The sequence below is a fragment of the Streptomyces sp. NPDC005438 genome (assembly GCF_040606315.1).
GTDB lineage: Bacteria > Actinomycetota > Actinomycetes > Streptomycetales > Streptomycetaceae > Streptomyces.
The window spans coordinates 168141-194515 of record NZ_JBEXEP010000004.1 but is presented as its reverse complement, the minus strand read 5'-3'; the positions used below and the strand labels follow the sequence as shown (position 1 = coordinate 194515).

Genomic DNA, 26375 nt, shown 5'->3' with positions numbered 1-26375 from the left:
GCGCGGTCACGCAGCGCATCGACAGGAGAATCCCTCGTGCCGAAGTCACGTATCCGCAAGAAGGACGACTACACCCCGCCGCCGGCGAAGAAGGCGACCAAGATCGATCTGAGTCAGGGCGGGCGTCGTTGGCCGGCGCCGGTCATGCTGGCCCTGTTCGGGATCGGCCTGGTCTGGATCGTCGCCTTCTACATCAGCAGTGGCGACTTCCCCGTTGGCTCACTGGGCAACTGGAACATCGTGGTCGGTTTCGGCTTCATCGCGGCGGGCTTCGTCGTCTCGACGCAGTGGAAGTAGGGGCGTTCGCGCTCCTGGTCCCCTCGTCGGACTGACCCCCGCACCGTGGTGGGGCTCCCCGTGTGACGACCCCCGTGGTCCGGTCACACGGGCTTCGGTGCTGCCCTGGTGGCCGGTGGGGTGAGTGGTGCGGCCGGGCGCGGGAGGTGTGGGCCGGCCTGTGGGTGGCGCTGTCGGGGGTGCTGGTGAGGGGGTGTGCGCGGCCCCTGTGGGCGGTCCGCGACCGAAGTTATCCACAGGTTGATCCACAGCTGTGTGAACTGTTCACAAGATCTGTGGATAACCGGGCGGAGCCTTGACGCCGATCACACCGGCGTCAGCCCGCGTACGCTCCCAACTCCCTTGTCCCTGCTGGGAAAACGCACCCCTGATCGAATCCCGGCACGGATGTTCCTCATGTGGAACAAGGGCCTCCGAGCCTGTGGAAATCTCGGTCCGAAGCGGCCCCGCAACCGCCCGAAACGGGCGCGAACGGGCTCAGCCCAGCAGTTGGGCGGTGTGTACTCCACAGGCCACGACCATCACCAACAGCAGCGCGCCGGCGGTGCCGTACTGGTAGAGCGCCCGCTTCTCCCGGGGCGCGTGCACCATGGCGTAGGCGAGCACCGCCCCCACCACCAGCCCGCCGATGTGGGCCTGCCAGGCGATGCCGTCCCAGGTGAAGGTCAACAGCAGGTTGATGCCCAGCAGCACCGCGACCGGCCGCAGGTCGTAGTTGAGGCGGCGCATCACCACGGCCATCGCGCCGAACAGTCCGAAGATGGCGCCCGAGGCGCCCAGAGCCGGCTGGGTCTGGGCCGCCAGCAGGTAGAAGAGGGTGCTGCCGCCCAGCGCCGACATCAGGTACAGCAGGACGAAGCGGGATCGCCCCAGCGCCGCCTCCAACGGTCCGCCCAGGAACCACAGCGACAGCATGTTGAACAGGATGTGCGTCAGGTCCTCGTGCAGGAACGCCGAGGTCACCATGCGGTACCACTCGCCGTCCGCGACGCCCAGCATCCGGGGGTCGTACGGGTTCTCGGCGGCGTACCCCAGCATGAAGGTCTCGGTCACCAGCCGGTCCCCGAAGACCTGCACGGCCAGGAACACCAGCACGTTCACCGACAGGATGATCTTGACGACCAGTCGGGGATCCGCGGCCAGCGAACCGCCCGCAAGGGTGCGCGGCTGCGTCGACCGCTGGTCGGCCTGACCCTGCCGTACGCAGTCGGGGCACTGGAACCCCACCGAGGCGGAGATCATGCACTCGGGGCAGATGGGCTTGCCGCATCGCGCACAGCTGATCCCGGTCTCCCGGTCAGGATGCCGATAGCAGCCGCGCAGACCACCGGTGGCCCCGTCCGCCGCCTGTCGCTCGCCCGCCATGGCTCGTTCCCCTCTGCCCCGCTGTACTTCGCCGCGTCCGGTTGCTCGGTGCTGGCCCCGCGCACGGGAACCCCGGCGCCTCACCCCTCCTTACGGACGGGCGGGGTACCGAGGTTCCCGTGGGAGCCGGAGGCTCAGCGGCGCTCCACGACCACCGACTCGATGACCACGTCCTGCACCGGCCGGTCGGTACGGGGGTTGGTCTGGGTGTTGCCGATGGAGTCCACGACCTTCTGGCCGGCCTCGCTGGTGACCTCACCGAAGATGGTGTGCTTGCCGTTCAGCCAGGTCGTGGCGCCCATGGTGACGAAGAACTGCGACCCGTTGGTGCCGGGGCCGGCGTTCGCCATCGCCAGCAGGTACGGCTTGGTGAACGCGAGGTCGGGGTGGATCTCGTCCTCGAACTCGTACCCCGGGCCGCCGGTGCCGTTGCCCAGGGGGTCACCGCCCTGGATCATGAAACCGCTGATCACCCGGTGGAACACGGTGCCGTCGTACAGCTTGGCCGTGGTCTTCTGGCCCGTCTCCGGGTGGGTCCACTCGCGGGCGCCCTCTGCCAGCTCCACGAAGTTCTTCACGGTCTTGGGCGCGTGATTGGGAAAGAGGAGCACCTCGATGTCGCCGTGATTGGTCTTCAGGGTGGCGTACAGCTGCTCAGCCACGATGTGCCTTCCGTCTGTCGTGCGTTGACTGGGTCGATCCTCCCACGGATACGTACGGGGCCGTCGGGGTGTGTGAGGAGGAGGTGAACGAACACTCGCTGTCACCGTCGGCTCAGCGACACGCGCCCGGATGCCGCCACCGCACCAGTGAACCGCGCCACCGTAGGCATGATCTTCCCCGAGAGTGGAATGCGAACTGTGTCTTGCGGAGGAAAGCCTCCCGAGCACCTGACATGGAGGAGGAGGATCCCGTGACCCGCATGGACAGCGCGCGCGCCGCGTCCGACAGCGCCAAGGAGAGTGTGCGGCACGCCGCCGAGGTGGTCGCGCCGTACGCGGGCACCGCCAAGGACACCGTCTCCCGCTACGCCCAGGAAGCCGGCGCCTACCTGGGCCCCAGGGTGTCCGACGCCGCCCGGGTGGCTCGTGAGCAGGCCCGCGACCGTTACGAACACCAGGTCGCCCCGCTGCTGGCTCAGGCTCTGGACTCGATGCCGCCGGAGGTCGACCACGCCGCCAATGTCACGGCTCGGCACACCAAGGAGGTGGCCTCGAAGGTGGAGAAGCGCACCCGCAAGGCCGCCCGCAAGGCGGAGAAGCAGGGCCGTGCCCTGTCCAGCCGGCTGGCCAAGGAGGCCGAGCACCGGGGCGCACAGGCCCGGTCCCAGGCCAAGAAGCAGGCCCGCAAGGCGGAGAAGGCCGCCCGACCCCGGGTGGAGGCCGCCGTGGCCGACGCCCGTTCGGCGACCGCGCCGGCCCGCCAGGAGGCCGCCTCCCGACGTGCCGCCACCCTGGCCGCGCTCCGTGGCGAGGTGACCGCCCAGGAGATCGAGAAGCTCACCCGCCGTCGGGCCCGTCGGGCGCGGGCCGGCAAGCTCGCCAAGGGACTCGGGGTGATCGGACTGGTCGGCGGCGGCGCCTACCTGGTGTGGCGCTGGTGGGACAAGCAGGCCAACCCCGACTGGCTGGTGGAGCCCTCGGCGGCCACCGAGGTCGGCGACCGGGGACCGCTGCGGTCGGTGGACGGCGAGGGTTCGGACGCCGCGCTGCTGGACCCGGAGGTGGAGGCCAAGCAGGCCGAGGAGGACGCCAAGGACTCGAAGGGTTCGAAGAACTCCAAGGACCACTGAGGCCGGGCCGGTCGTACCGGCCGCGTCCACGGTCACCGAGGTGGGGCGTACCCGGAAGGGCACGCCCCACCTCGTCGTGTCCGGCACCCCCACGGTGCGGCTCCCCGGGACCGGGGGATCACCCCGGCGGCCCGGGAGCCGGGTGGTCAGCGGGCGGTACGGCGCTGTCGGGCGGCCTCGTAGAGCACGGTGGTGCCGGCGTTGGCGGCGTTCAGCGAACTGGCCGACCCGGTCATGGGGATGCGCACCATGTGGTCGCCGCGTTCCCGCCAGGCGGCGCTGAGCCCGGTGGTCTCGTTGCCCACCAGCAGCAGGGTGGGCCCGGTCAGGTCGTGGTCGAACAGTTCCGTGTCCCCCGACTCGTCGGTGCCCACCACCCGCACCTCGGGGTGCCGGCGCAGCCAGTCCAGCACCTGGTTCGGGGAGGGCGCGCGCACCACGGGCAGCGCGAACAGGGAACCGGTGCTGGCCCGTACGGACTTGGGGTCGTAGACGTCGGCGGCGTGACCGGTCACGATCAGGCCGTGCGCCCCGAAGGCGTCGGCGGAACGGACCAGGGAGCCGATGTTGCCCGGGCTGGTCGGCCGGTCGAACAGCACGCCCAGGAAGTCGGGGCCCACCGGGACGCGCCCCAGGTCGTCCTCGGGCATCCCCAGTACGGCGATCAGCTCCGGCGCGCGGTCGTCCTTCTCCCCCAGCTCGGCGAGCAACTCCGGTGCCAGCGCGTACCGTTCGGCCCGCACCGACCCCACCAGCTCCCGGGCCCAGCCGGACAGCTGGCGCCCCTGGGGACACAGCAGGGCCCGCACCGGCCAGCCCCGCTCCACGGCCACACTGATCGGCCGTACCCCCTGCACCAGGAACTCGCCGGCCCGCTGCCGCTTGGTGCGGTTGCCCAACAGGGCCTGCCACTGCTGGAACCTCGCGTTGCGGGTGCCCACCCGCAGTGTGTCCGCCGTCGTCCGCGGCATCGCTGACCACCACCCTCGCCTCGCCGGCAGGCTACCCGCGGTCGCGCGGGCCCCCGACCGTCCGGGACCGCCGGGCCTCACACCCCGGTGGTGCCGTCGATGGCCTCGCGCAGGAAGTCCGCGTGGCCGTTGTGCCGCGCGTACTCGTGGATCATGTGCAGCATCACCCAGCGCAGGGAGACCTCCTGGTCGTGGCGGGCGTCCCGGACGACCAGGTCCAGGGAGTCGGCCTCCCGCTCGACGCGCCGGGAGTGCTCGACCTCCGTACGCCAGGCCGCGAAGGCCTCGGCGGCGCTCGCGCCCTCGGCGCGGTACGCCTCCTGGAAGTCGAAGCGGTCCGACCACACCAGCGGCACGTCCTGTCCGTCCACGATCCGCCGGAACCAGGCCCGTTCCACCTCGGCCATGTGCCGCACCAGGCCCAGCAGGGACAGCGAGGACGGGGCCATGGAGGGGCGGCGCAGCTCCTCCTCGGGCACCGCGTCGCAGAGCAGCCCCAGGGTGCCCCGGTGGTAGTCCAGGTGGGCGCGGAGCATGGTTCGTTCGTCCGCCACCGTGGGCGGGGAGGTACGTTCACCGGTCATCAGCGGATTCTCGCAGGGCCGGGGGCGCGGTGTCCGGGGATTTCCCCCGGCGGGGAGGACGGGGAGCCGGCCGACCCCCGGGGTCGGGCTGACGCGGCGTCAGCAATGCTCCAGTCGCGAAGATCCGGGCGCTCGGACGCGGGGCGGCGACCGTGTCGGGGACCGCCACTTCCGGGTGGAGCCGTACCCGGTGGGATTGACGCCCGTGGACGGAACGGTCACCACCGGATGCGGCCTTCGAAAACTGCGTCGGCCCCGGTACCACGGTCCGGCGAACGGTGCCGCCGACCGGGTCCCGGGGCCGTACGCCTCCGGTCACACAGGCTGTGACCTGCTGATTCCCGTGGAGCCTAGGAGAGTCGAACTCCTGACATCCGCCATGCAAAGACGGCGCTCTACCAACTGAGCTAAGGCCCCGACGCGCACCAGAGTACCCGGTCTCGTCACCGAAAGCCGACCGGGTATCGCCCCGCCCCAGCCCAGGTTCGTAGGATGCTCGGCAAGTTCGCGTCAGCGAAGCGACATCGGGGAGTCCAGGGGAGATCGTGATGGACGCAGCACAGCAGGAAGCCACCGCGAAGGCGAGGGAACTACAGAGCCAGTGGTACGGGGAGCCACTGGGAACCCTCTTTCGCCGGCTCATCGACGATCTCGGTCTCAACCAGGCCCGACTGGCGTCGGTACTGGGACTTTCCGCGCCCATGCTGTCGCAGTTGATGAGCGGCCAGCGCGCCAAGATCGGCAACCCGGCGGTGGTGCAGCGGGTGCAGTCCCTCCAGGAGCTGGCCGCCCAGGTCTCCCGGGGCGAGGTCAGCGCCGCCGACGCCACGGCCCGCATGGACGAGATCCGCCGTACCGCCGGCGGCAGCGTACTGAGCAACACCAGCCAGACCGCCTCCTCCGGCGGCGGGGTACAGACCCCGGTGAAGCGGGTGGTCCGGGAGATCCAGAGCCTGCTGCGCTCGGTCTCCGACGCCTCGGAGATCCTGGAGGCCTCGGCCACACTCGCGCCCAGCCACCCGGAACTGGCAGAGTTCCTGCGGGTCTACGGCGCCGGACGCACCAGTGACGCGGTACGGCACTACGAGACCCACCAGTCCTGAGCAAGCACACAGGGTGAGGTAGAGGCGGGCGCGACACGATGGGTGAGGTCTTCGCCGGGCGGTACGAACTGGTCGACCCGATCGGCCGGGGCGGCGTGGGCGCCGTCTGGCGTGCCTGGGACCAGCGACGGCGACGCTACGTGGCCGCCAAGGTGCTCCAGCAGAGCGAGTCCCACGCCCTGCTGCGCTTCGTGCGGGAGCAGGCCCTGCGGATCGACCACCCGCATGTGCTGGCCCCCGCCAGTTGGGCCGCCGACGACGACAAGGTCCTGTTCACCATGGACCTGATGCGCGGCGGCTCGCTCGCCCAACTCATCGCCGACTACGGCCCGTTGCCCCCGACCCTGGTGTGCACCCTGCTCGACCAGCTGCTGTCGGGGCTGTCGGCGGTGCACGCCGAGGACGTGGTGCACCGGGACATCAAACCGGCCAACCTGCTGCTGGACGCCACCGGCCGGGGCCGGCCCCACCTGCGGCTGTCCGACTTCGGCATCTCCATGCGCAAGGGCGAGCCCCGGCTCACCGAGACCAACTTCGTGGTGGGCACCCCCGGTTACTTCGCCCCCGAGCAACTCCAGGGCGCCGAACCGGACTTCAGCGCCGACCTGTACGCGGTCGGGCTGGTCGCCCTGTACCTGCTGAGCGCCACCAAGCCGGACTCCACCGGCCTGGTCGCCCAGTACCAGAAGCAGGGCGTGCCCCCCACCCCGGAGTACGTGCCCGAGCCCCTGTGGCAGGTGCTGTCCACCCTGCTGCGGCCCGACCCCCAGGACCGGTTCCGCACCGCCGTCGGAGCCCGCAAGGCCCTCGCGGACGTGGTGCCCCTGCTCACCACCGACTCCACCCTGGAACAGGACGTGGTCGAGGTCTTCGACCAACTCGGCCCCCTGCCACCGGGGTTCGACGAGAGCGGCCCCACCGGCCGACCCGGGACCGACGCGAAGGACAGCGGCCCCTCCGGCCCGCGCCCCGCCGCCCCGGACAACGACTTCTCCCTCGCTCCCCCTCGTACCGGCCTCCAGGACACCCCACCCACCCCCACCGGCCCCTACTGGTCCCCGGGAGCGCCCGCGCCGGCCCCCGTCACCCCCACCCCGACCGAGACCCCCGGCGCGCGGCCCGGTGACCCGTACCCCGGCGTGCCCGCTGCGGGCGGCCAGCAGAGCGGCCACCCGGGCGCCCACCCCGGCAACCAGCCGGGCCCGTACGGCGTCCACCCGCCGCAGCCGGCTCCCGGCACCGCCCCGACCCCGCCCGGGGGTGGGCGCCCGTTCGCCGACCCCGGCGCCCCTCCCGGCGTCCACCAAGGTGCCCCTCCCGGCGTCCAGCCGGGGGCGCCCGCCCCCGCTCCGTACGGCGGACCGGTGGGGGGCGGGATGGCCGGCCCGATCGGTGGCCCGGTCGACCCGCCGTCGGCGCCGACCGTGGGCAGCACCCGGGCCACGGGGCCCTCGGGGCCGTCCCCCAGGGTGGCCGTGGCGGTGATCGTGCTGGCGCTGCTCTGCTTCGGTGTCGCCATCTGGGCGCTGACCAGCATCTGAGCGCCCGTCCGGCCCGGACGGGCCCTGGAGGGCGCGGGAACGGTCCGCCACCGTACCGGGGCTCTCGTCGCGCTGACGGCGGCGGTGGGCAGCGGTGACGGGGGCAGGGCGGCCTCGGCGGCGTGACCGGCCGTGGGCCGCCCTCGTACGCGTCGGCCGCCCCCTCGGACCTGCACCGCCCCGCCCCCCGCCGGGCACCGTGGACCACGGGAGGGGCCCGCCGGTCCGGCTTCGGTCGGCGGGCACCCTGGTCCCGACGTCTGCGCGGCCCCGACGGCGCGAAGTCCCGAGAAGGCCGACGCCGGCCGCGGCGGCCCCGGCCGCATCGGGTGCCCACCGTCACCCCGGGCGCGTGGGCACCGCCCGGTCGCGGTCCGCCCGTGATCGATCGGTTGGCCCGCCCAGGTGCCGGGGCACCCGCGGGGAAGCTCGTGGCGTACGGCGGGGGCCCGGGCGGCCACGGGCACCCACCACGGCGGCCCCCGCCCCCGCGAAGGCCACGTCCCGACGACGGCGCAGGGTGCCCGACGACAGCCCCGACGGCGCTCGGTCGTGAAGGGCCAGCCGTGTCGGAAGCCGGCCACCCGAGCCCACCACAACAGGTCGTTGGCGCACCCGCGAAGAGTTCGCGGCCTCCCGAAGGGCCTCCCGAAGGGGGCGCGCTCCCCGCGCCCGTACCCCCGGCAGGACACCCCCGGGCACGACGAAGGGGTTGTCCGACCCCCGTGGAGGTCGGACAACCCCTGTCCGTCAGTTCGGCCGATCCCGCCGATCCCGCCCACCAGGTGGGAGGCCAGCGGGCCGGCGTCAGTTGATCACGCCTCCGAAGAGGCCGCCGGTGTTCTGGTCACCGGGACCGAGACGCGTCCTGATCTCGACGGAGTCGCCCTTCTTGGCCTCGGTGTTGGCCGCCGGGTCGGTGCTGCTGACCGGGATGGTGGGGCCCTGCGCGCCGACGATGCGGCCCACCTTGAAGCCGGCGTCCGTGAGCATCTTCTTCGCCTCGGACAGCGGCTTGTTGGTGACGTCCGGCACGGTCGCCGGCTCGTCCTCGGACTCCTCCTCCTTGGCGACGGTCAGGGTGATCTGGGTGCCGCCCGGGTGCCGGGTGTTGGCCTCCGGGTTCTGCTTGAGCACCTCACCGGCCGGCTTGGAGGGGTTCTCCTCGTCCTTGCGCGCCACCTCGAAGCCCAGCTTCTCCAGGTCCGCCTTGGCGTCCTCGTAGGGCTTGCCGACCACACTGGGCACGTTGATCGTCTGCTTGATGGCCACGGTCAGGGTGACCGTCGCGCCCTTCTTCGCCTTGGACTCACCGGCCGGGTCCTGCCGCAGCACGGTGTCGGGGTCCTTGTCGCTCTCCTCGGTCTTCTTCTTGACCTTGAAGCCGGCCCCCTCCAACTCCTCCTTGGCGTCGGAGAAGGAGGAGTCCACCACGCTCGGTACGTCCACCGGCTTGGCGCCCTTGGACATCGTCAGCTGGATCGTCTCGCCCTCGGCCAGCTTGGTGCCGGCCGCCGGGTCGGTGGAGCAGATGACGCGCGCCTTCTCGCCGCAGTAGGTGCTGTCCTTCCTGGCGACCTTCAGGTTGACGTTGGAGGCCCGTTGTTCGGCCTCCTGGTACGACAGCCCCTTCAGCTGGGGCACCTCGGGATCGCCGTCCTTGCCGTCCCCGAACAGGGCACGGCCCATGAAGATCGCGCCAACCAGCACGAATATCGCGGCGATCACCCACAGGATGATCGACAGGTTGCTCTTCTTCGGCTGCCGTCGACGTCCACCGCCCTGGTCCCCGGTGAAGCCGTAGTCGTCGTCCCGCACCGGGGGCAGCATGGTGGTCTGGCCGCCGGAGCCCTGGGGCTGCGCCGCGCCGCCGGAGTGGTCGTTGGGGTAGCCGTACCCCACCGCGCCCATGGCCGAGGTCGCCGCCACCGGCTGCCCGTCCAGGCAGGCCTCGATGTCGGCGCGCATCTCGTCCGCGCTCTGGTACCGGTAGTCCGGGTCCTTCACCAGCGCCCGCAGGACGATGGCGTCCATCTCCGGGGAGACCTCGGGGTCGAAGGAGCTGGGCGGCTGCGGCTCCTCCCGCACGTGCTGGTAGGCCACCGCCACCGGGGAGTCCCCGACGAAGGGTGGCCGCACGGTGAGCAGCTCGTACAGCAGGCAGCCGGTCGAGTACAGGTCGGAACGGGCGTCCACCGACTCGCCCTTGGCCTGCTCCGGCGACAGGTACTGCGCGGTGCCGATCACCGCCGCCGTCTGCGTCATGGTGATCCCGGACTCGCCCATGGCACGGGCGATGCCGAAGTCCATCACCTTCACCTGGCCGTTGCGGGTCAGCATCACGTTCGCCGGCTTGATGTCCCGGTGCACGATGCCGCTCTGGTGGGAGTACTGCAACGCCTGCAGGATGCCGACGCACATCTCCATCGCCCGCTCCGGCAGGAGCTTGCGCCCGGAGTGCAGCAGCTCCCGCAGGGTCGAGCCGTCGACGTACTCCATCACGATGTACGGGATGGAGACCCCGTCGACGTAGTCCTCGCCGGTGTCGTAGACCGCGACGATCGCGGGGTGGTTGAGGGAGGCCGCCGACTGGGCCTCCCGCCGGAACCGGGCCTGGAACGAGGGGTCTCGGGCCAGGTCCACACGCAGGGTCTTCACGGCCACGGTGCGACCCAGGCGAGTGTCCTGGGCCACGTACACCTCGGCCATGCCCCCACGGCCGAGGACCGCGCCCAGCTCGTACCGGCCGCCGAGGCGACGCGGCTCTTCCATAGTCTCCAGCCCTCTCCCGATCGTCCGGGCGGTGTCACGCGGATGCCCGGCGGCTGCGCTGCTCGGCATACGGTACCGGGCCGCCCCCACGCGACCGCCGTCACGTACGACCTGTCCCGAACTGCCCCTACTTGTCGCGAAGGACCGCCTGCATCACGTTCTTGGCGATGGGAGCGGCCAACTTGCTTCCCGCGATCTCGCTTCGTGCCACGTCCGAACTCTCGACGACCACGGCCACCGCGACCGGTGAACCGTCGTCCGTCTTGGCGTAGGAGATGAACCAGGCGTACGGGTTCTTGGTGTTGTTCTCACCGTGCTGGGCCGTACCGGTCTTGCCGCCGACCGTCACACCGGGGATCGCGCCCGTCGTGCCGGTGCCGTCGGAGACCACCGTCTCCATCATCTGCTGGAGCTTCTGCGCGTTCTCCGACGAGACCGGCTCGCCGTAGGTCTGCGGCTTGTGCTGCTCCACCACGTTGAGGTTGGGCGCCACCAACTGGTCGACCATGTACGGCTTCATCAGCTTGCCGTCGTTGGCCACCGCCGAGGCCACCATCGCCATCTGCAACGGCGAGGCGGTCACCGACGCCTGGCCGATGCCGGCCATGGCGTTCTGCGGCTTGTTGTCCTTGGGGTACCGGCTCTCGGCCGCGCGCACCGGGGTGTCCACCTCGGGGTCGTCGAAGCCGAACTTCCCCGCCATCTCCTTCATCTTCTCGTTGCCCAGCTGGTTGCTGACCTTGGCGAAGACGGTGTTGCAGGACCACTGGAGGGCCACCCGCAACGAGGCGTTCTTGCAGGGGTGGTTGCCGTCGTTGCCCAGGTCGGTGGTGCTGTCCGGCAGACGGTACGGGTCGGGGGAGTCGGTGCCCTTGTCCAGGTCGTACTCCCCGCTCTCCAGGGCGGCGGCCGAGGTGACGACCTTGAAGGTGGAACCGGGCGGATAGGTCTGCTTCAACGCCCGGTTGAGCATCGGGTCGTCCTCGTTCTTGTCCTTCTGGAGCCCCGCCCAGGCCTTGCTGTCCTTGTCGGTGTTGCCGGCGAAGGACGACGGGTCGTACGAGGGGGTGGAGGCCAGCGCCAGGATCGCGCCCGTCTTCGGGTCCAGGGCGGCCACCGCGCCCTTCTTGCCCCGCAACCCGTCGAACGCGGCCTTCTGGGCCTTGGCGTTGAGGGTGGTGACGACGTTGCCGCCCTTCTTGGGCTTGCCCGTCATCATGTCGATGGTGCGGTTGAAGAACAGCCGGTCGTCGTCACCGCTGAGGATGCCGTCGTTGAGCTTCTCCAACTGGTTGGCCCCGAACGCCTGCGAGGCGTACCCGGTCACCGGGGCCCACATGGGGCCCTCCTTGTAGGTGCGCTTGTACTTGAAGTCGCCGGTGTCGGTCTTGGCGGAACCGGTGATCGGCTTGCCGTCCACGATGATGTTGCCGCGCGGCTGGGCGTACCGGGCGATGGAGACCCGACGGTTCTTGTCGTCGGTCTTCAGCTCGTCGGCCTGGACGAACTGCACCCAGTTCACCCGTGCCAGCAGCGCGAGCACCAGCAGCCCACAGAAGATGGAGACCCTGCGGAGTGGCTTGTTCATGTGCGGACCACCTGCGTCATCTCGTTGTCAGGGGAGGGCGCCGGGCTGGGCGCCGGCCTGCGGGCGGTGTCGCTGATCCGCAACAGGATCGCCACCAGAGCCCAGTTGGCGATCACGGAGGAACCACCGGCGGCCACGAACGGCATGGTCATACCGGTCAGCGGGATCAGTCCGATCACCCCGCCGGCCACCACGAACACCTGGAGCGCGAACGCCCCGGTCAACCCCACCGCCAACAACTTGCCGAAGGGGTCACGGGCCGCCAGCGAGGTACGCATACCCCGCTCGATCAGCAGCGCGTACAGCATCAGGATGGCCATCAGCCCGGTCAGGCCCAGCTCCTCGCCGTAGGTGGCGAGGATGAAGTCGGAGTTGGCGGCGAAGCCGATCAGGTCCGAGTCACCCTGGCCCAGACCGGTGCCCAGCACCCCGCCGGAGCCGAAGGCCCACAGCGACTGGGCGATCTGGTCGGTGCCGGTGGCCTGGATCACCTCGTCGGAGAAGGGGTGCAGCCAGGCCTGGACCCGGGACTCCACGTGCGGCTCGAAGCTGGCCACCACCACCGCGCCACCGGCGGACATCAGCAGACCGAACACGATCCAACTGGTGCGCTCGGTCGCCACGTAGAGCATGATCACGAACAGGCCGAAGAACAGCAGCGAGGTGCCCAGGTCGGTCTCGAAGACCAGGATCATCAGGCTGAGCGCCCAGATCATCAGGATCGGACCCAGGTCACGGCCACGCGGCAGGTACAGGCCCATGAAGCGCCGGCTGGCCAGGGCCAGGGCGTCCCGTTTCACCATCAGGTAGCCGGCGAAGAACACCGCGATGATGATCTTGGCGAACTCCCCGGGCTGGATGTTGATGAAGCCCAGCTTCACCCAGATCCGCGCGCCGTTCACCGGCGGGAAGAACACCGGCAGCACCAGCAGCACCAGGGCCGTGGCCATGGAGATGTAGGTGTAGCGCTGCAACACCCGGTGGTCCTTGAGCGCCAGCAGGATGCCCACGAACAGCGCCAGCCCGATCGCCGAGTACAGCAACTGCTTGGGGGCGTCGGGGTGGAAGGCGCCGAACGCGTTCTCCGCCCGGTCGATCAGCCGCTGCGACTGGTCCAACCGCCAGATCAGCACCAGACCCAGCCCGTTGAGCAGGGTCACGATCGGCAGCATCAGCGGGTCGGCGTACCGCGCCCAGCGGCGCACCACCAGATGCGCCACCCCGGCCATCAACGCCAGCCCCGCGCCGTACCCCAACATGCCGGCCGGCAGTGAACCGTCGATCGCCAGGCCCACGTTGGCGTACGCCAGCACCGGGATCACCACGGCGAAGATCAGCAGCGCCAGCTCGGTGTTCCGTCGGCTCGGCAACCCACCCGAGGAGATGGTGGTGTTGCTGCCCGACTGCGTGTTACCTCTCATCGTTCAGCGGCCCCCTCACGGTGTGGTACACCGCTTGGCGAGCTTGAGCTGCTCCTCGGACAGCCGGGGGCCGTCGGAGGGGGGCTTGGAGCTGCTCTTGTCGCCGTTGTCGTTCGTCGAAGCCTGACGGGCGCCGGAGCCACCGGTGTCGCCGGTGTGGTCGCCGGCACCGCCGCCGCCACGGCTGCCCTGGCCACCGTTCTCCCGCTCGGCCTTCTCCCGCTGGGCCTTGTCACTCTTGCTCTTGTCCGGCTGCTGCTCCTGGTGCGCGACGATCTTGCACACCTTGGCCTGCGCGCCCAGCTCGGTGACCTTGGTCCGCGCCTGGCCGAGGTTCTCGTAGGCGATGGTCTCGTTGACCTGCTTGCGCTGGTACGTCGGCAGGTACTTGAGTTCGATCTCGGGGTGGTCCAGGTGCACCTCGTTGAGGCTGACGCCCAGGACCTCCTGGTTCAACCCCTTGTAGAGCGCGAGGTGTTGGCCTTTGGGGCCCACGTAGTACTGGTTCTGCGTCCAGCGCCAACCGGCGTACAGCGCACCGCCCAGCACGGCCAGCGTCAGCACGATGTACAGCGAACGCTTGCCCCACTTGCGCCCGCCGCCCGGCTTGTTGAGGTCGTCGTCGGCGTACCCCCCGTACACCCCCGGCGGAGGGGCGGAGGTCGCCGACAGGTCACCGCTCCCGGGAGGGCCGAACCCCTCCGGGGCCGGACCCTGCTCGTGCGCGCCCGGGGCGGGCGGCGGCGGGGCGGCCCGGTGCAGTTCGGCGGCGCGGGCGGCCGGCGTCTGCAACGCCCCCGGGTCCTCGCCGAGTTGGTGCTCGGTCTCGGCCACCGCCCCGACGATCACCGGGGTGTCGTTGAGCTGGGCGCCCCGGCCGTCGGTGTCGTCCACGTCCAGCACGTCCGCGACGATGCAGGTGATGTTGTCCGGTCCGCCGCCGCGCAGGGCCAGTTGGATCAGGTCCTGCACCGTCTCCTGCGGACCCTGGTAGCTGGCGAGGGTGTCCTCCAGTGTCTGGTGGGACACTACCCCGGACAGCCCGTCGGAGCAGAGGAGGTAACGGTCACCGGCCCGTACCTCACGGATCGACAGGTCCGGCTCCACATGGTCACCGCTGCCCAACGCCCGCATCAGCAGGGACCGTTGGGGGTGGGTGGTGGCCTCCTCCTCGGTGATCCGCCCCTCGTCGACCAGCTTCTGCACCCAGGTGTGGTCCTGGGTGATCTGGGACAGCTGCCCGTCCCGCAGCAGGTACGCCCGGGAGTCGCCGACGTGCACCAGGCCGAGGCGCTGACCGGTCCACAGCAGGGCGGTGAGGGTGGTGCCCATGCCCTCCAGCTGGGGGTCCTCCTCGACCATCACCCGCAGTTGGTCGTTGGCGGACTGCACGGCCGAGCCCAGGGAGGTGAGGATGTCGGAGCCGGGGATGTCCTCGTCCAGCTGCACCATGGTCGAGATCACCTCCGAGCTGGCGACCTCACCGGCGGCCTGGCCACCCATCCCGTCCGCGACCGCGAGCAGTCGGGGACCGGCGTAACCGGAGTCCTCGTTGTGCTCGCGGATCATTCCGTCATGTGATCCCGCGGCGAAGCGCAGCGACAGACTCATACGCACCTCATCCGTCGACTCCGGGTACATCCGCACGATGCCCACCCTCCGGTCGTCATGTCTGTCTCACTACTTCCGCAGCTCGATGACCGTCTTCCCGATGCGAATCGGCGCGCCGGGTGGGATCGGTGTCGGTTGGGTCAGCCGGGTCCTGTCCAGGTACGTGCCGTTGGTGGACCCGAGATCCTCGACGATCCACTGGCCGTCACGGTCCTGGTAGATCTTGGCATGTTTGCTTGACGCGTAGTCGTCGTCCAGCACGATTGTCGAATCGTGCGCACGGCCCAGTCCGATGACCTGGCCCTGCAGGGTGACGGTGGTGCCGGTGAGCGACCCCTCGGTCACCACCAGCTTGGTCGGGGTGTTACGGCCACCCCCGCGTGCCCGCCGCGAGGAGGGCGCGGGCTGCTGCGGTGCGCGCTGTTGCGGTCGCTGCTCGCCGCCGCCCCGCCGGGGGGTGGGGCGTTGGGTGACCCGGGTACCGAAGAGGTCACTACGGATGACCTGAACGGCCACGATGACGAACAGCCACAGTACGGCCAGAAACCCCAACCGCATGACCGTGAGGGTCAGCTCTGACATTGCCCCCGCTTCACCCTTCGGCTTGCCGGTAAATGATCGTGGTGCTGCCCACGACGATCCGTGAGCCGTCGCGGAGCGTAGCGCGAGTGGTGTGCTGCCCGTCTACCAAGATGCCGTTCGTGGATCCCAGATCCTGGATGGTCGTGGGTTCCCCGGCCCGGATCTCACAGTGCCGTCGGGAGACTCCCGGGTCGTCGATCCGCACGTCGGCCTCGGTGCTGCGGCCCAGCACCAGCGAGGCCCGGGAGATCTGGTGCCGGTTGCCGTTGATCTCCACCCAGCGCCGCACCTGGGTCTGGGGGCGCGCCCCGAGTCCCTGCGAGGCGCCCGGGCTGTGCGAGGGCATCGGGGGCGGGCCGCTGGGCGGCGGAGGGAAGGCGCCGGCCGCGGTCTGGCCGCCGGCCGCCGCCGTGCCGGGGCGCGGGTTGGAGCTGCTGGAGGCCAGGGTGCGGCTGCGCACCCGGTACAGGCCGGTGTCGAGGTTGTCCGCCTTCTCCAGGGTGACTCTGACCGAGCCCATGAACGTGTATCGCTGCTGCTTGGCGTACTCCCGGACCATCCCGGCCAACTCGTCGCCCAGCTGTCCCGAGTAGGGGCTGAGGCGCTCGTGGTCCGAGGCGCTCAGCTCGACGATGAAGTCGTTCGGTACGACCGTGCGCTCGCGGTTCCAGATCGTCGCGTTGTTGTCGCACTCACGTTGGAGGGCGCCCGCGATCTCCACGGGCTGCACCTCGGACTTGAACACCTTCGCGAAGGTGCCGTTGACGAGGCCCTCAAGCCGTTGCTCAAAGCGCTTCAGAACTCCCACGCCGCACCTCCTTCCCCACTACCTTCGGCTCTACCGTGACCAGTCTCGCCGAGCGCAGCACGAACCGTTAGCGATACCGACCGCTGATCGTATCCACGCACGGGGAAATGAGCTGGTTCCCCGGCTGCCCCCCTGAGACCGAGTGTTGACCGTCACAGCCATGGTCCAGCTACCCCTTCAGGCCACAACAGGCATCGTACGGGGCGTGGGCGGTGGCGTGGGCCGTGCCCGCCCTCCCGGGCGCCGGGGCAGGAGGGGGAGCGGCCGAGGGAGGGGGCTGGGGGGTCGCCGGGGGTGATCGTCGGCGGTGCCGGAGGGGCCGGGATACGGATGTGAAGGGCACCCCGGGTACGTGCTAGCCTTCAGGCAGTCGGCAGGTCGCAAGGCCCCGGCTCACCCAATGCGCGGGTGGCGGAATAGGCAGACGCGCTGGATTCAGGTTCCAGTGCCCGAAAGGGCGTGGGGGTTCAACTCCCCCCTCGCGCACCAGAGAAAGACCCCAGCATCGCTGGGGTCTTTCTGGTTGTCCGGGCACCTCGCTCCCGGGGGAGCCCCCGAGGCGTCCCGCCAGGATGACGCCAACCGGTCGGAGAACGGCCGAAGTTGATCCCCGCCGTCCCGCCCGCCGTGACCCGTCGGTGACCCCCATCGGCCCGGGGTGTACGGGGCGTGGGCGGTCACCGTCCCGTACCGGCCGGGCCCGGTGCCGTTCCCCGTGTGGAGGGCAACCGGTCCGACGCGGCCCCGGTCAGGAGGGCGGACCCAGCAGGACGCGCAGGGACTCGAAGGCCTCGGTCATGTCCACCTCGTCCGGGTCCAGCAGCCACTGGTACTGGATGCCGTCCAGCACCGCGAGGGCCAGCGGGGCCACCTGCTCCGGGGTGAGCCCGCTGGGCAGGGTGTCCCCGTAGTGGGCGCGCAGGGTCTCGGCCACCTGGCGACGGGTCCAGGCGTAGCGCCGGCGGAAGAACTCCCGGGCCGGGTGGCCGTCGGTGATGCTCTCGCCCAGCAGTGCGGAGAAGGTCTGGATGATGCCCCGGCGCATCGCGTTGTACTCGATCAGCAGCCCGAGGTTGTCCAGGTTCCAGGGGGAGTGCGAGGGGTCGTCGGCGTGGGCCGAGGCGCCGCCCCGGCCGAAGGTCGCCATCGCGTCCCAGTCGTCCCGCTCCTCCAGCACCCCCACCAACAGGGCCTCCTTGGTGGGGAAGTAGTGGAGTATCCCCTGCTGGGTGAGGCCCACCCGCTGGGCCACGTTGGCCAGGGTCGCGCCCCGGTACCCCCGCTCGGCGATGATCTCCAACGCCGCCCGGAGGATCTCCGCCCGGCGCTCCACCCCCCGCGCCCGGTGTCGGGTCTCCGCCATGGGCCGCCTCCCTCCGGTTGCCAGCAGCCTAGAGCGTGCCGCTCGGATCGCTCAGGCGCGCGTGTGCGGAGCCTCTCGGGTGCCGGGCCCCGCCCGGTCGCCGGGGTGGTCGCCGATCCCCGGTCCTCGGAGTGCCGCACCGGACTCCTCCGCCCGGCTCCCGCCCCGGGACGTACGGCACCGGAACGCGCCTGCCGGCCCTCCCGGGGGCCGGGCGACGGATCCGTACGGTGCCCCGACCGGCATCCGGCGACCCGAGAGGTAACGGTGTGGTCACGTCACCTACTGATTACTCGGTAGGGAGTGCAGGATAACGGCACCCCAGCACCCCAGGACCTCAACCCCCGAGGTGGCCCGTGCCGCATCCCACACCTCCGCCCACGGACAAGGCCACCACCCCGCACGGCACCCTGGGCGGGCCCTTCGTACTCCGCCTCGGTATCGCCAACCTCGGCCTGTTCGCCGCCCTGATGACCCCCGTCATCCTCACCATGACCCTCCGCGTCGAACAGGTCACCCCCCACGACCGGGAACGCACCCTCGGACTGGTCCTCGGCGTCGGCGCCGTCGTCGCCCTGCTCGCCAACCCCCTCGCCGGACGGCTCTCCGACCGCAGCCGCTCCCGCCACGGACGCCGCCGCCCCTACCTGGTGGGCGGCGCCCTCCTCGGCGGGCTCGGCCTGCTCGTCGTCACCCTCGCCCCCAACACCCCCACGCTGCTGGCCGGTTGGTGCCTCGCCCAGGTCGGCTACAACTGCGCCTTCGCCGCCCTGCTGGCCACCATCCCCGACCAGGTCCCCAGGGACGACCGGGGCAAGGCCTCGGCCGCCGTCGGCGTCAGCATGACCCTCGGCGTCACCCTCGCCGTCCTGTTCGCCGGCGCCGTACCCGTACCCGTCGGGCTGCTGGCGCCGGCACTGCTGGCCCTGGCCACCCTCGGACTGTTCGCCCACCGGCTCCCCGACCAGGTGCCCGACGACGACCCCGGCCCCTTCTCGGCCCGGGCCTTCCTCGGCGGGCTGGCCTTCCACCCCCGCCGCCACCCCGACTTCGGCTGGGCCTGGCTCACCAAGTTCCTGGTCCTGCTCGGCGGCACCGCCCCCCTGACCTACATCGCCCTGTACGTACCGCACCAACTCGACACCACCGCCTCCGAGGCCGCCGGCACCGTCTCCCTGCTCCTGGCCGCGTCCGCCCTGGTCAACGCCAGCTCCGCCGCCCTCGGCGGCTGGATCTCGGACCGGCTGCGCCGCCGCAAGCCCCTGGTGATCGCCGGCGGACTCACCATCGCCACCGGACTGGCCACCCTCATCGGCGCCGACGCCCTCCCCGGGCTGATCCTCGCCCAACTCGTCCTCGGCATCGGCGCCGGCCTCTTCGGCGCCGTGGACACCGCCATGATCACCGAGGTGCTCCCCGACCCCGACAACCCCGCCAAGGACCTCGGCGTGGTCAACATCGCCAACGCCCTGCCCCAGTCGGTGATGCCCCTGATGGCGCCCGTCCTGCTGTCGGTGGGCACCCACCCCAACTACGCCCTGCTGTTCGGCACCTCCGCCGCCTGCGCCCTGCTCGGCTCCGTACTCGTCACCCGCATCCGTACCGCCCGTTGACCGCAGAGGACCACCCGCACCACACGAGAACACGAGAAGGGGCGCCGCCCGTGAACCACACCACCGACCCGTACCAGCGGCCCGTCGAGGACGCCCTCGCCGCCCTCGACCTCGACGACAAGACCCGACTGCTGGCCGGACAGGACATGTGGCGGCTCCCCGCCCACCCCGCGATCGGCCTGGAGTCCCTGGTCACCTCCGACGGACCCGTCGGGGTACGCGGCACCCGCTGGAGCGCCGAGGACCCCTCGCTGGCCCTGCCCTCCCCCACCGCCCTGGCCGCCACCTGGGACCCGCGACTCGCCCGCCTCGCCGGCCGGTTGCTCGCCCAGGAGGCCCGCCGCAAGGGCGTACACCTGCTGCTGGCCCCCACCGTCAACCTCCACCGCTCCCCCCTCGGCGGACGCCACTTCGAGTGCTACAGCGAGGACCCCCACCTCACCGGAGCCATCGGCAGCGGCTACGTCCTCGGCGTCCAGGACGGCGGAGTCGGCACCACCGTCAAGCACTTCGTCGCCAACGACGCCGAGACCCAGCGGATGACCGTCGACAACCTCATCGACCCGCGCACCCTGCGCGAGCTGTACCTCAGGCCCTTCGAGACCATCGTCCGACGGGCCCGCCCCTGGGGCGTGATGAGCGCCTACAACTCCGTCAACGGCCACACCATGAGCGAGCACCACCAGCTCCAGACCCGGGTGCTGCGCGAGGAGTGGGGCTTCGACGGAGTCGTCATCTCCGACTGGACCGCCGCCCGCGACACCGCCGCCGCCCTCCTCGGCGGCCTCGACCTGGCCATGCCCGGCCCCCGCACCGTCTACGGCCCCGCCCTGGCCCGCGCCGTACGGGAGGGCCGGGTACCGGAACACCTGGTGGACCAGGCCGTACGCCGCCTCCTCCGCCTCGCCGCCCGCACCGGCGCCCTGCGCGGCACCCCACCCGCCGTACCCGCCGACCAGCTGCCGCCCCCCGTGGACGGGCCGGCCACCGCCCGCCAACTGGCCCGCCGCTCCTTCGTGTTGCTGCGCAACGACCGGCTGCTGCCCCTCGACCCCGACACCACCACCGTCGCCCTGCTCGGTGCCGCCGCCCGCGACGCCCGCGTCCTCGGCGGAGGCTCCGCCACCGTCTTCCCGGACCACGTCACCTCCCCCCTGGACGGACTCGGCGAAGCGCTCCCCGACGGCGCCCTGCGCTACGCCCTGGGCACCGACCCCAACGAACACCTCAGCGTCGCCGGCCGGGGCTTCGACCTGACCGCCGTCGCCCGTGACCAGAGCGGGGCGGAACTGGGACGCCAACCCCTGCCCGGAGGCGAGGTCCGCTGGGTGGGCGAGTTCCCCGACGGCGTGGACTTCGACCGGCTGCACTCGGTGGAGATCACCGGCACCCTCACCCCCCGGGAGAGCGGCGACCACGACTTCGGCACCCTGGGCGTCGCCCACTTCCGCCTGGAGGTCGACGGGCGGGTCCTCTTCCACGGGCCGCACCTGCCGGTCAGCGACGACCCCTTCGAGGGCTTCCTCGGCTCGCCCGCCCACCACGGCACCGTGCGGCTCACCGCCGGCCAACCGGTAACGGTCAGCCTGCGGGCCGAGATCCTCAAGCCCGAGGACCTGCCCCTGGACGCGGTCAGCTTCGCCCTGACCCACCGCGAACCCCGGCGCGATCCGGGGGAGTTGATCGCCGAGGCGGTACGCGCCGCCCGGCGGGCCCGGGTCGCGGTGGTGGTCGTGGCCACCACCGACCGGGTGGAGAGCGAGGGCTTCGACCGCGACCACCTGCGCCTACCCGGCCACCAGGACGCCCTGGTCGAGGCCGTGGCCGAGGCCAACCCCCGCACCGTGGTGGTGGTCAACGCCGGGTCACCGGTGGAGATGCCCTGGCGGGACCGGGTGGCGGCGGTACTGGTGACCTGGTTCCCCGGCCAGGAGGGAGGAGCCGCCCTCGCCGACGTACTGCTGGGCCACGCCGAGCCCGGCGGCCGGCTGCCCACCACCTGGCCGGCCACCCTGGAGGACGCCCCGGTACGCCAGGTCGTCCCCGAGGACGGCCAACTCCCCTACCGGGAGGGCCTGTTCATCGGCTACCGGGCCTGGGACCGCTCGGAGACCCGCCCCGCCTACCCCTTCGGACACGGCCTGGGCTACACCACCTGGGACTACCTCGCCCTGGAAGCCGCCCGGACCCCGGAAGCCCCCGAGGGCGCGACCCAGGACGGCGGCTCGGGGCTGACCGCCACCGTGCGGGTGCGCAACAGCGGTGACCGCCCGGGACGCGAGGTGGTCCAGCTGTACCTGAACACCCCGACGGCCGGCGCCCCATCCCGGGAGCACCCCACCGAACGGGCCGCCACCCCGGCACGGTCCCTCGTCGGCTTCGCCGTGGTCGAGGCCCGACCAGGGCAGGAGGTCACGGCCACCGTCGAGCTGGACCCCCGGGCGGCCCAGACGTGGGACGAACGGGCCGGGGGATGGCGCCAGGTACCCGGGCGGTACCGCCTGGAAGCCGGCCGCAGCGTCGAGGACGTACGCCTCCACACCGAGGTCGACGTCCCGACCCCCTGAGCACCCCGGGGGTGGGTGGGCGAGGGGGAGACCCACCACCCCGGGGCCCCTCCCGGGCCGAGGCCGGTACCGGGGCCGCACCCCGACCAGCGGGCCAGCGGGGCCGGCACCGCCCCGCGCTCAGCCGGCCAGCTGTACGGCCACCTCCTTGCCGCGCCGCCGCGCCGTCGAGTGCGCCCGCTCCAGGGACTCCTCGTACTTCGGCACCAGCTCGGACATCGCCGGGTTGGTGGGCGCCAGGGTCAGCTCCGGGACGATGAAGTCGACGTCCATGCCCATGCCCTCGCCCAGCACGGTCCCCAGGTAGTTGCGGACGAACTCCCACCCCTCCCGAGGGGTGCCCGGCTCGTAGGAGCCACCCCGACTGGCGACCACGGTCACCGGCTTTCCGGCCACGGTCGGCTGGTCGGTACCCATGGTGCGGCCCACCACGATCACGTGGTCCAGCCACGCCTTGAGGGTCGAGGGGATCGCGTAGTTGTACATCGGTGCCCCGATCACCACCGCGTCCGCCCGCTCCAGCTCGCCGGTCAGCTCCTCCCGCAGCCGGAACGCCTCGTGCTGCTCGGGGGTGCGCCGCTCGTACGGGGTGAACCCCGCGCCGATGGCCGGGGCGTCGAGGTGCGGCACCGGCTCGGCCGCCAGGTCCCGACGTATCACCGTGCCCTCGGGGTGCTGCTGCTCCCACGCCTCCCGGAACAGGGCGGTCACCGTGCGGGAGGCGGAGCTGTCGGTGGGGAGGGCGGAGGAGTCGAGGTGGAGCAGGGTCGCCATGGGGGTACTCCCGAAGGGTGCGTAGCTTGGACTTCGTATGCGGCTATTGATAACACAGGTACTTACTTTTCTGCACCCGCTTGGTTCGCGGAGGTACCCTGGCCCCATGGCCGCGCCCGACAGACCCCATCCCCAGCAGGCCCACGTCACGGACCGGGAAGAGGGCGAGGGCGCGTGCGGGGTGCCCGACGACGGCATCAACCGCGTCTTCCAGATGCTGGGCAAGCGCTGGACCGGGCTGATCCTCGCCGCCCTGATGAGCGGCCCCGGCCACTTCGCCGAACTGCGCCGGGCCATCCCCGGCATCAGCGAACGGATGCTGTCCGACCGGCTCACCGAACTCGCCGCCCTCGGCCTGGTGGTCCGCGAGGTCGACGGCGGCCCCCCACTGCGGGTCCGCTACCAACTCACCGACGCCGGCGTGGCCCTCCGCCCCGCCATGACCGAACTCACCCGCTGGGCCGAGGCCCACCTGCCCGGCGGCTCCAGCAAGTGCCCCGAGGCCTACCGCCCCTGACGCCCACCGGCTCACGGCCCCCCGGCCCGAACCCGTAGGGTGCAGCGATATGGAGCGGCACGGCGACCACGGCGAACAGGCCACGGCGGACGCGTACACCGGCGCGCGCGGCCACCACGCGCCCCCGGACGAGCGGGCGGAGGCCCCCGAGGAGCACCTGCGGGCGGAGAGTCCCGAGGAGCAGTGGCGACGGGAAGACCCCGAGGAGCAGTGGCGACGGGAAGAGGAGGCCACCCAGCGGCTGGAGGCCGCCGTACAGCGGGCCGAGGGCGCGCTGATCGAGTTCGAGATCGCCGTGGAGACCTTCCGGGTCGAGGTGGAGAACTTCTCCCGCCTGCACCACCAGCGGCTGGGCCCCATGTACGCGCGGCTGGACGAACTGGACGCCCAGATCCTCGCCGCCGTCGCCGCACGCACCCAGGACCCCGAGGACCTGCGCAAGGCCAAGGAAGCCCGCGACGCCCTGCTGCCCGTCCCCGGAGTGGAGGAACTCTTCCACGGCTGGGTCGACTCCGACGGGCTCTCCCCCGAGGCCGAGGCCATGCTCACCGACCGCCCGGTACGCCCACCGGAACGGGTACGGCCCAGCGAGGAGACCCGCAGGACCTACCGCGAACTGGTACGCCGAGCCCATCCCGACCTGGCCCGCGACGACCGGGAACGCGAACGCCGCGAGACCTTCATGGCCAGGGTCAACCGGGCCTACGCCCAGGGGGACCTGGACACCCTGCGGGAACTGGCCGAGGAGTGGGAACGCGGCCCGGCACCCGCCCCCACCGAGGCCAGCCGCAGCGAGGAGCTGTACGCCCGGCTGGAGTGGCTGGCCGAACGCAAGGAACAACTCGCCGCACTGGTCGAGGAGTTGGAGTCCAGCGCCATCGGCTCCATGCTGCGGATGGCCCCCGACGACCCGGACCAACTGCTCGACGAGGTCGCCGAACGGCTCCTGGCGGAGGTCGCCGAACGCGAGGCCAGACTGGCCCGGATGGCCGCCGAACAACACGACGGCTGAACCCGAGAACGAGGAGAGACGCAGATGCACGGCCCAGCACCCGAGGTGAACGTCGACGCGGTACCGGCCGAAGGGCTGCTGTTGGACGTCCGGGAGGACGACGAGTGGGCGGCCGGCCACGCCGAGGACGCCCTGCACATCCCGATGAGCGACTTCGTCAACCGCTTCGGTGAACTCACCGAACGCCTGGAGGACGACCAGCGGGTGTACGTGGTCTGCCGGGCCGGCGGACGCTCCGCCCAGGTCACCCAGTACCTCCGCGCCCAGGACATCGACGCGGTCAACGTCGACGGCGGGATGCTCGCCTGGGCCGCCGCCGGCCGCCAACTGGTCGCCCCCGAAGGCACCGACCCCTCCGTGCTCTGACCCCGGCCCCGGCCCGCCCCGGGCCCGGGGCGGTTCCCGTGGGGGGCAACCCCGGCTCGGGGGTGGGGAGTTGGTGGGCGCGTGGCCCCGTACGCCGTGGGTGGCGGGTGGTGTTCTCCACGGGGTTCCGGTGGGGGAGGCCAGGGGTGCCGGTACGCCTCGTACGGTGCGTCGTGTCCCGTGGAGGGTTCCCGGCTGGTCGGGCGGCGCCTCTCGCGGGCGCGTGGCCTCGGATGGAGGGGCCCCGCAGGGAGTACCGCTCCCGTGGTGGTCAACCCCGGTTGGGGGGCCGGGAGTTGGGCGCGTGGGGCCCCGTACGCCGTGGGTGGCGTGTGGTGTTCGTCCAGCTCCGGGTGCTCGGGTACGCCGGCCGGTGCGGCCGACCCCGGCTCGGGGCCGGGGAGTCGGGTCACCGGCGGGGGAGCCCGGTGTGGTCGGGCGGGGGTGGAGCCTCTGCCACGGGTTCCGGCCGAGGGCGGGCCAAGGCCGGGGCACCCCGGGGCACCGGCACCAGGGGCCGCGACCGGCCCCGGAGCGGCGGCCCAAGGGGGTACGGCGACCGAGAACGGCCCACCCCGGGCGACGGTACGGGAGTCGGGCGGGCGGTCAGCGGTCGAAGTCCAGCTCCACCTGTTCGGTGACCGGATGGGACTGACAGGCCAGTACGTAGCCGGCCTCCACCTCGTCGTCCTCCAGCGCGTAGTTACGGTCCATCCGCACCTCACCGTCCACCACGAAGGCGCGACAGGTCCCGCACACCCCGCCCTTGCAGGCGAACGGGGCGTCCGCACGGTGCCGCAACACCGTCTCCAACACGCTCTCCCCACCCCGCGAGGGCCAACTGCCGCCCCGACCATCCAGGGTCACCGCTACCGTGGCGTCCGCCTGGACCTCCTCCGTCGGCACCGTACGGGCCGGAACCTCCGCCACGTGGAAGACCTCCTGATGCACCCGCTCCCGGGGCACCCCCAGCTCCCGCAGCGCCGACGCCGTACCCTCCACCAGCCCCAACGGGCCGCACAGGAACCAGCCGCGCACCGACTCCACCGGCACCAACGCCGGCAACAACGAGGTGAGCCGCTCCCGGTCCAACCGGCCGGACGGCAACCCGGCCTGCTGCTCCTCACGCGACAGCGCCGACACCAACTGGAAACGGTCCGGGTAGCGGTCCTTCAACTCCGCCACCTCCTCCAGGAACATCGTGGACGCCGTCGAACGGTCACCGCGCACCAGGCACAGCCGCGCCCCGGGAGACCGCGCCAACAGCGTGCGGGCGATCGACAGCACCGGCGTGATGCCCGACCCCCCCACCACCGCCGCGTAGTGGCCCGACAACCCCTCGGCCGGATCCAGCGTGAACCGGCCCATCGGCGGCATCACGTCCACCAGGTCACCGGCCGCCAGCTCCTTCACCGCGTAGCTGGAGAACACCCCGCCGTCGACCCGGCGCACCCCCACCGTCAGCCGGTCCGGCCCCGGCTCCCCGGCGGCCGGGGCCCGGCCGCACAGCGAGTAGGTACGCCGTACGTCCTCACCGCGCCCGTCCTGGAGCGGCCGGCGCAGGGTGATGTGCTGCCCGGGCAGGAACCGGTAGTCCTCACGCAGCCCCTCGGGCACCTCCAGGGTGACGGCCACCGCGTCCTCGGTGAGCCGCTCCAACGCGGACACCCGAAGCGCGTGGAACTCGTGACGCGGTGCGGACATGGCAGTCTCCGTAACAGGCGAGAG

At 71.7% G+C, this 26375-nt stretch carries 22 protein-coding genes and 2 tRNA genes; 10 read left to right on the top strand and 14 right to left on the bottom strand.

Annotation, left to right across the window (positions count from 1 at the left end; all coding sequences use genetic code 11):
* Positions 1–36: 36 nt before the first annotated feature.
* Positions 37–297: a cell division protein CrgA gene (gene crgA / locus ABZT14_RS11140; RefSeq protein WP_356299612.1), complete on the top strand. Its 261-nt coding sequence runs from the start codon at positions 37–39 to the stop codon at positions 295–297.
* Positions 298–774: 477 nt separating this feature from the next.
* On the opposite strand, the gene ABZT14_RS11135 is transcribed toward crgA, so the two are convergent.
* A complete protein-coding gene (locus tag ABZT14_RS11135) occupies positions 775–1662 on the bottom strand; it encodes a rhomboid family intramembrane serine protease (RefSeq protein ID WP_356299611.1) in 888 nt (295 codons plus the stop codon).
* Positions 1663–1796: 134 nt separating this feature from the next.
* Positions 1797–2324 (bottom strand): peptidylprolyl isomerase, encoded by a 528-nt coding sequence (locus tag ABZT14_RS11130; protein WP_356299610.1) that lies wholly within the window; start codon positions 2322–2324, stop codon positions 1797–1799.
* Positions 2325–2584: 260 nt separating this feature from the next.
* Here ABZT14_RS11130 and ABZT14_RS11125 point away from each other — a divergent pair, with 260 nt between their 5' ends.
* Positions 2585–3454 (top strand): DUF5324 family protein, encoded by an 870-nt coding sequence (locus ABZT14_RS11125; protein WP_356300159.1) that lies wholly within the window; start codon positions 2585–2587, stop codon positions 3452–3454.
* A 146-nt stretch (positions 3455–3600) separates the two neighbouring features.
* Here the strand turns inward: ABZT14_RS11125 and ABZT14_RS11120 are convergent, their stop codons facing one another.
* The 3 genes from ABZT14_RS11120 to ABZT14_RS11110 form a co-directional block, all read right to left on the bottom strand.
* Positions 3601–4425 (bottom strand): RNA methyltransferase, encoded by an 825-nt coding sequence (locus ABZT14_RS11120; RefSeq protein ID WP_356299608.1) that lies wholly within the window; start codon positions 4423–4425, stop codon positions 3601–3603.
* Positions 4426–4502: 77 nt separating this feature from the next.
* Positions 4503–5009, bottom strand: a complete 507-nt coding sequence (locus ABZT14_RS11115) for a DinB family protein (RefSeq protein ID WP_356299606.1) — start codon at positions 5007–5009, stop codon at positions 4503–4505.
* 344 nt (positions 5010–5353) lie between these two features.
* Positions 5354–5426 (bottom strand) — tRNA-Ala (locus tag ABZT14_RS11110).
* 131 nt (positions 5427–5557) lie between these two features.
* Between ABZT14_RS11110 and ABZT14_RS11105 the strand changes: the two genes are divergently transcribed.
* Both ABZT14_RS11105 and ABZT14_RS11100 read left to right on the top strand, forming a co-directional pair.
* Positions 5558–6112 carry a DNA-binding protein gene (locus ABZT14_RS11105; RefSeq protein WP_356299604.1) on the top strand — a complete coding sequence of 185 codons (555 nt, stop codon included), beginning with the start codon at positions 5558–5560 and terminating at the stop codon, positions 6110–6112.
* Positions 6113–6150: 38 nt separating this feature from the next.
* Complete coding sequence (locus ABZT14_RS11100) at positions 6151–7653, top strand: protein kinase (protein WP_356299602.1); 1503 nt, start codon at positions 6151–6153, stop codon at positions 7651–7653.
* Positions 7654–8460: 807 nt separating this feature from the next.
* On the opposite strand, the gene pknB is transcribed toward ABZT14_RS11100, so the two are convergent.
* The 6 genes from pknB to ABZT14_RS11070 all read right to left on the bottom strand — a co-directional run bounded on the left by pknB (position 8461) and on the right by ABZT14_RS11070 (position 16435).
* Positions 8461–10425 carry a Stk1 family PASTA domain-containing Ser/Thr kinase gene (gene pknB / locus ABZT14_RS11095; RefSeq protein ID WP_356299600.1) on the bottom strand — a complete coding sequence of 655 codons (1965 nt, stop codon included), beginning with the start codon at positions 10423–10425 and terminating at the stop codon, positions 8461–8463.
* Between the two features lie 127 nt (positions 10426–10552).
* Positions 10553–12013: a penicillin-binding protein 2 gene (locus tag ABZT14_RS11090; RefSeq protein ID WP_356299598.1), complete on the bottom strand. Its 1461-nt coding sequence runs from the start codon at positions 12011–12013 to the stop codon at positions 10553–10555.
* Positions 12010–13434, bottom strand: coding sequence for an FtsW/RodA/SpoVE family cell cycle protein (locus ABZT14_RS11085; protein WP_356299597.1), 1425 nt, complete (start codon positions 13432–13434; stop codon positions 12010–12012). Before ABZT14_RS11085 ends, ABZT14_RS11090 begins: the two co-directional genes overlap by 4 nt.
* Positions 13435–13449: 15 nt before the next feature.
* On the bottom strand, positions 13450–15045 hold the full coding sequence (locus tag ABZT14_RS11080; RefSeq protein ID WP_356299595.1) for a Stp1/IreP family PP2C-type Ser/Thr phosphatase: 1596 nt from the start codon (positions 15043–15045) through the stop codon (positions 13450–13452).
* A gap of 69 nt (positions 15046–15114) precedes the next feature.
* Positions 15115–15627, bottom strand: a complete 513-nt coding sequence (locus ABZT14_RS11075) for an FHA domain-containing protein (protein ID WP_356299593.1) — start codon at positions 15625–15627, stop codon at positions 15115–15117.
* A 10-nt stretch (positions 15628–15637) separates the two neighbouring features.
* Positions 15638–16435, bottom strand: a complete 798-nt coding sequence (locus tag ABZT14_RS11070) for a DUF3662 and FHA domain-containing protein (protein WP_356299591.1) — start codon at positions 16433–16435, stop codon at positions 15638–15640.
* A gap of 402 nt (positions 16436–16837) precedes the next feature.
* Between ABZT14_RS11070 and ABZT14_RS11065 the strand changes: the two genes are divergently transcribed.
* A tRNA-Leu gene (locus ABZT14_RS11065) sits at positions 16838–16924 on the top strand.
* Between the two features lie 259 nt (positions 16925–17183).
* On the opposite strand, the gene ABZT14_RS11060 is transcribed toward ABZT14_RS11065, so the two are convergent.
* Positions 17184–17798, bottom strand: coding sequence for a TetR/AcrR family transcriptional regulator (locus ABZT14_RS11060; RefSeq protein ID WP_356299589.1), 615 nt, complete (start codon positions 17796–17798; stop codon positions 17184–17186).
* Positions 17799–18154: 356 nt separating this feature from the next.
* On the opposite strand from ABZT14_RS11060, the gene ABZT14_RS11055 reads away from it, so the two are divergent.
* Entirely contained in the window at positions 18155–19411 is a 1257-nt protein-coding gene (locus ABZT14_RS11055) for an MFS transporter (RefSeq protein ID WP_356299587.1), read from the top strand.
* A gap of 50 nt (positions 19412–19461) precedes the next feature.
* On the top strand, positions 19462–21978 hold the full coding sequence (locus tag ABZT14_RS11050) for a glycoside hydrolase family 3 C-terminal domain-containing protein (RefSeq protein WP_356299585.1): 2517 nt from the start codon (positions 19462–19464) through the stop codon (positions 21976–21978).
* 120 nt (positions 21979–22098) lie between these two features.
* Here ABZT14_RS11050 and ABZT14_RS11045 read toward each other — a convergent pair whose 3' ends face one another.
* Positions 22099–22752, bottom strand: coding sequence for an NAD(P)H-dependent oxidoreductase (locus ABZT14_RS11045; protein WP_356299583.1), 654 nt, complete (start codon positions 22750–22752; stop codon positions 22099–22101).
* Positions 22753–22966: 214 nt separating this feature from the next.
* Between ABZT14_RS11045 and ABZT14_RS11040 the strand changes: the two genes are divergently transcribed.
* Genes ABZT14_RS11040 through ABZT14_RS11030 form a run of 3 tightly spaced genes read left to right on the top strand, consistent with a single transcriptional unit; the run spans position 22967 to position 24647 of the window.
* The gene (locus ABZT14_RS11040) at positions 22967–23269 is read left to right on the top strand and encodes a helix-turn-helix domain-containing protein (protein ID WP_356300156.1); all 303 of its coding nucleotides are present in this window, start codon (positions 22967–22969) and stop codon (positions 23267–23269) included.
* A gap of 49 nt (positions 23270–23318) precedes the next feature.
* Positions 23319–24281 (top strand): hypothetical protein, encoded by a 963-nt coding sequence (locus ABZT14_RS11035; RefSeq protein ID WP_356299581.1) that lies wholly within the window; start codon positions 23319–23321, stop codon positions 24279–24281.
* Between the two features lie 24 nt (positions 24282–24305).
* Positions 24306–24647, top strand: a complete 342-nt coding sequence (locus ABZT14_RS11030; protein WP_356299579.1) for a rhodanese-like domain-containing protein — start codon at positions 24306–24308, stop codon at positions 24645–24647.
* 606 nt (positions 24648–25253) lie between these two features.
* On the opposite strand, the gene ABZT14_RS11025 is transcribed toward ABZT14_RS11030, so the two are convergent.
* The gene (locus tag ABZT14_RS11025; protein WP_356299577.1) at positions 25254–26351 is read right to left on the bottom strand and encodes a 2Fe-2S iron-sulfur cluster-binding protein; all 1098 of its coding nucleotides are present in this window, start codon (positions 26349–26351) and stop codon (positions 25254–25256) included.
* Positions 26352–26375 lie beyond the last annotated feature (24 nt).

What these genes read in the sequence shown, in the direction of transcription:
- ABZT14_RS11135 (WP_356299611.1), bottom strand. Translation starts at nt 1,662, where the DNA reads ATGGCGGGCGAGCGACAGGCGGCGGACGGGGCCACCGGTGGTCTGCGC.
- ABZT14_RS11125 (WP_356300159.1), top strand. Translation starts at nt 2,585, where the DNA reads ATGGACAGCGCGCGCGCCGCGTCCGACAGCGCCAAGGAGAGTGTGCGG.
- ABZT14_RS11120 (WP_356299608.1), bottom strand. Translation starts at nt 4,425, where the DNA reads ATGCCGCGGACGACGGCGGACACACTGCGGGTGGGCACCCGCAACGCG.
- ABZT14_RS11115 (WP_356299606.1), bottom strand. Translation starts at nt 5,009, where the DNA reads ATGACCGGTGAACGTACCTCCCCGCCCACGGTGGCGGACGAACGAACC.
- ABZT14_RS11105 (WP_356299604.1), top strand. Translation starts at nt 5,558, where the DNA reads ATGGACGCAGCACAGCAGGAAGCCACCGCGAAGGCGAGGGAACTACAG.
- ABZT14_RS11100 (WP_356299602.1), top strand. Translation starts at nt 6,151, where the DNA reads ATGGGTGAGGTCTTCGCCGGGCGGTACGAACTGGTCGACCCGATCGGC.
- pknB (WP_356299600.1), bottom strand. Translation starts at nt 10,425, where the DNA reads ATGGAAGAGCCGCGTCGCCTCGGCGGCCGGTACGAGCTGGGCGCGGTC.
- ABZT14_RS11090 (WP_356299598.1), bottom strand. Translation starts at nt 12,013, where the DNA reads ATGAACAAGCCACTCCGCAGGGTCTCCATCTTCTGTGGGCTGCTGGTG.
- ABZT14_RS11085 (WP_356299597.1), bottom strand. Translation starts at nt 13,434, where the DNA reads ATGAGAGGTAACACGCAGTCGGGCAGCAACACCACCATCTCCTCGGGT.
- ABZT14_RS11080 (WP_356299595.1), bottom strand. Translation starts at nt 15,045, where the DNA reads ATGAGTCTGTCGCTGCGCTTCGCCGCGGGATCACATGACGGAATGATC.
- ABZT14_RS11075 (WP_356299593.1), bottom strand. Translation starts at nt 15,627, where the DNA reads ATGTCAGAGCTGACCCTCACGGTCATGCGGTTGGGGTTTCTGGCCGTA.
- ABZT14_RS11060 (WP_356299589.1), bottom strand. Translation starts at nt 17,798, where the DNA reads ATGGCGGAGACCCGACACCGGGCGCGGGGGGTGGAGCGCCGGGCGGAG.
- ABZT14_RS11045 (WP_356299583.1), bottom strand. Translation starts at nt 22,752, where the DNA reads ATGGCGACCCTGCTCCACCTCGACTCCTCCGCCCTCCCCACCGACAGC.
- ABZT14_RS11040 (WP_356300156.1), top strand. Translation starts at nt 22,967, where the DNA reads ATGCTGGGCAAGCGCTGGACCGGGCTGATCCTCGCCGCCCTGATGAGC.
- ABZT14_RS11035 (WP_356299581.1), top strand. Translation starts at nt 23,319, where the DNA reads ATGGAGCGGCACGGCGACCACGGCGAACAGGCCACGGCGGACGCGTAC.
- ABZT14_RS11030 (WP_356299579.1), top strand. Translation starts at nt 24,306, where the DNA reads ATGCACGGCCCAGCACCCGAGGTGAACGTCGACGCGGTACCGGCCGAA.
- ABZT14_RS11025 (WP_356299577.1), bottom strand. Translation starts at nt 26,351, where the DNA reads ATGTCCGCACCGCGTCACGAGTTCCACGCGCTTCGGGTGTCCGCGTTG.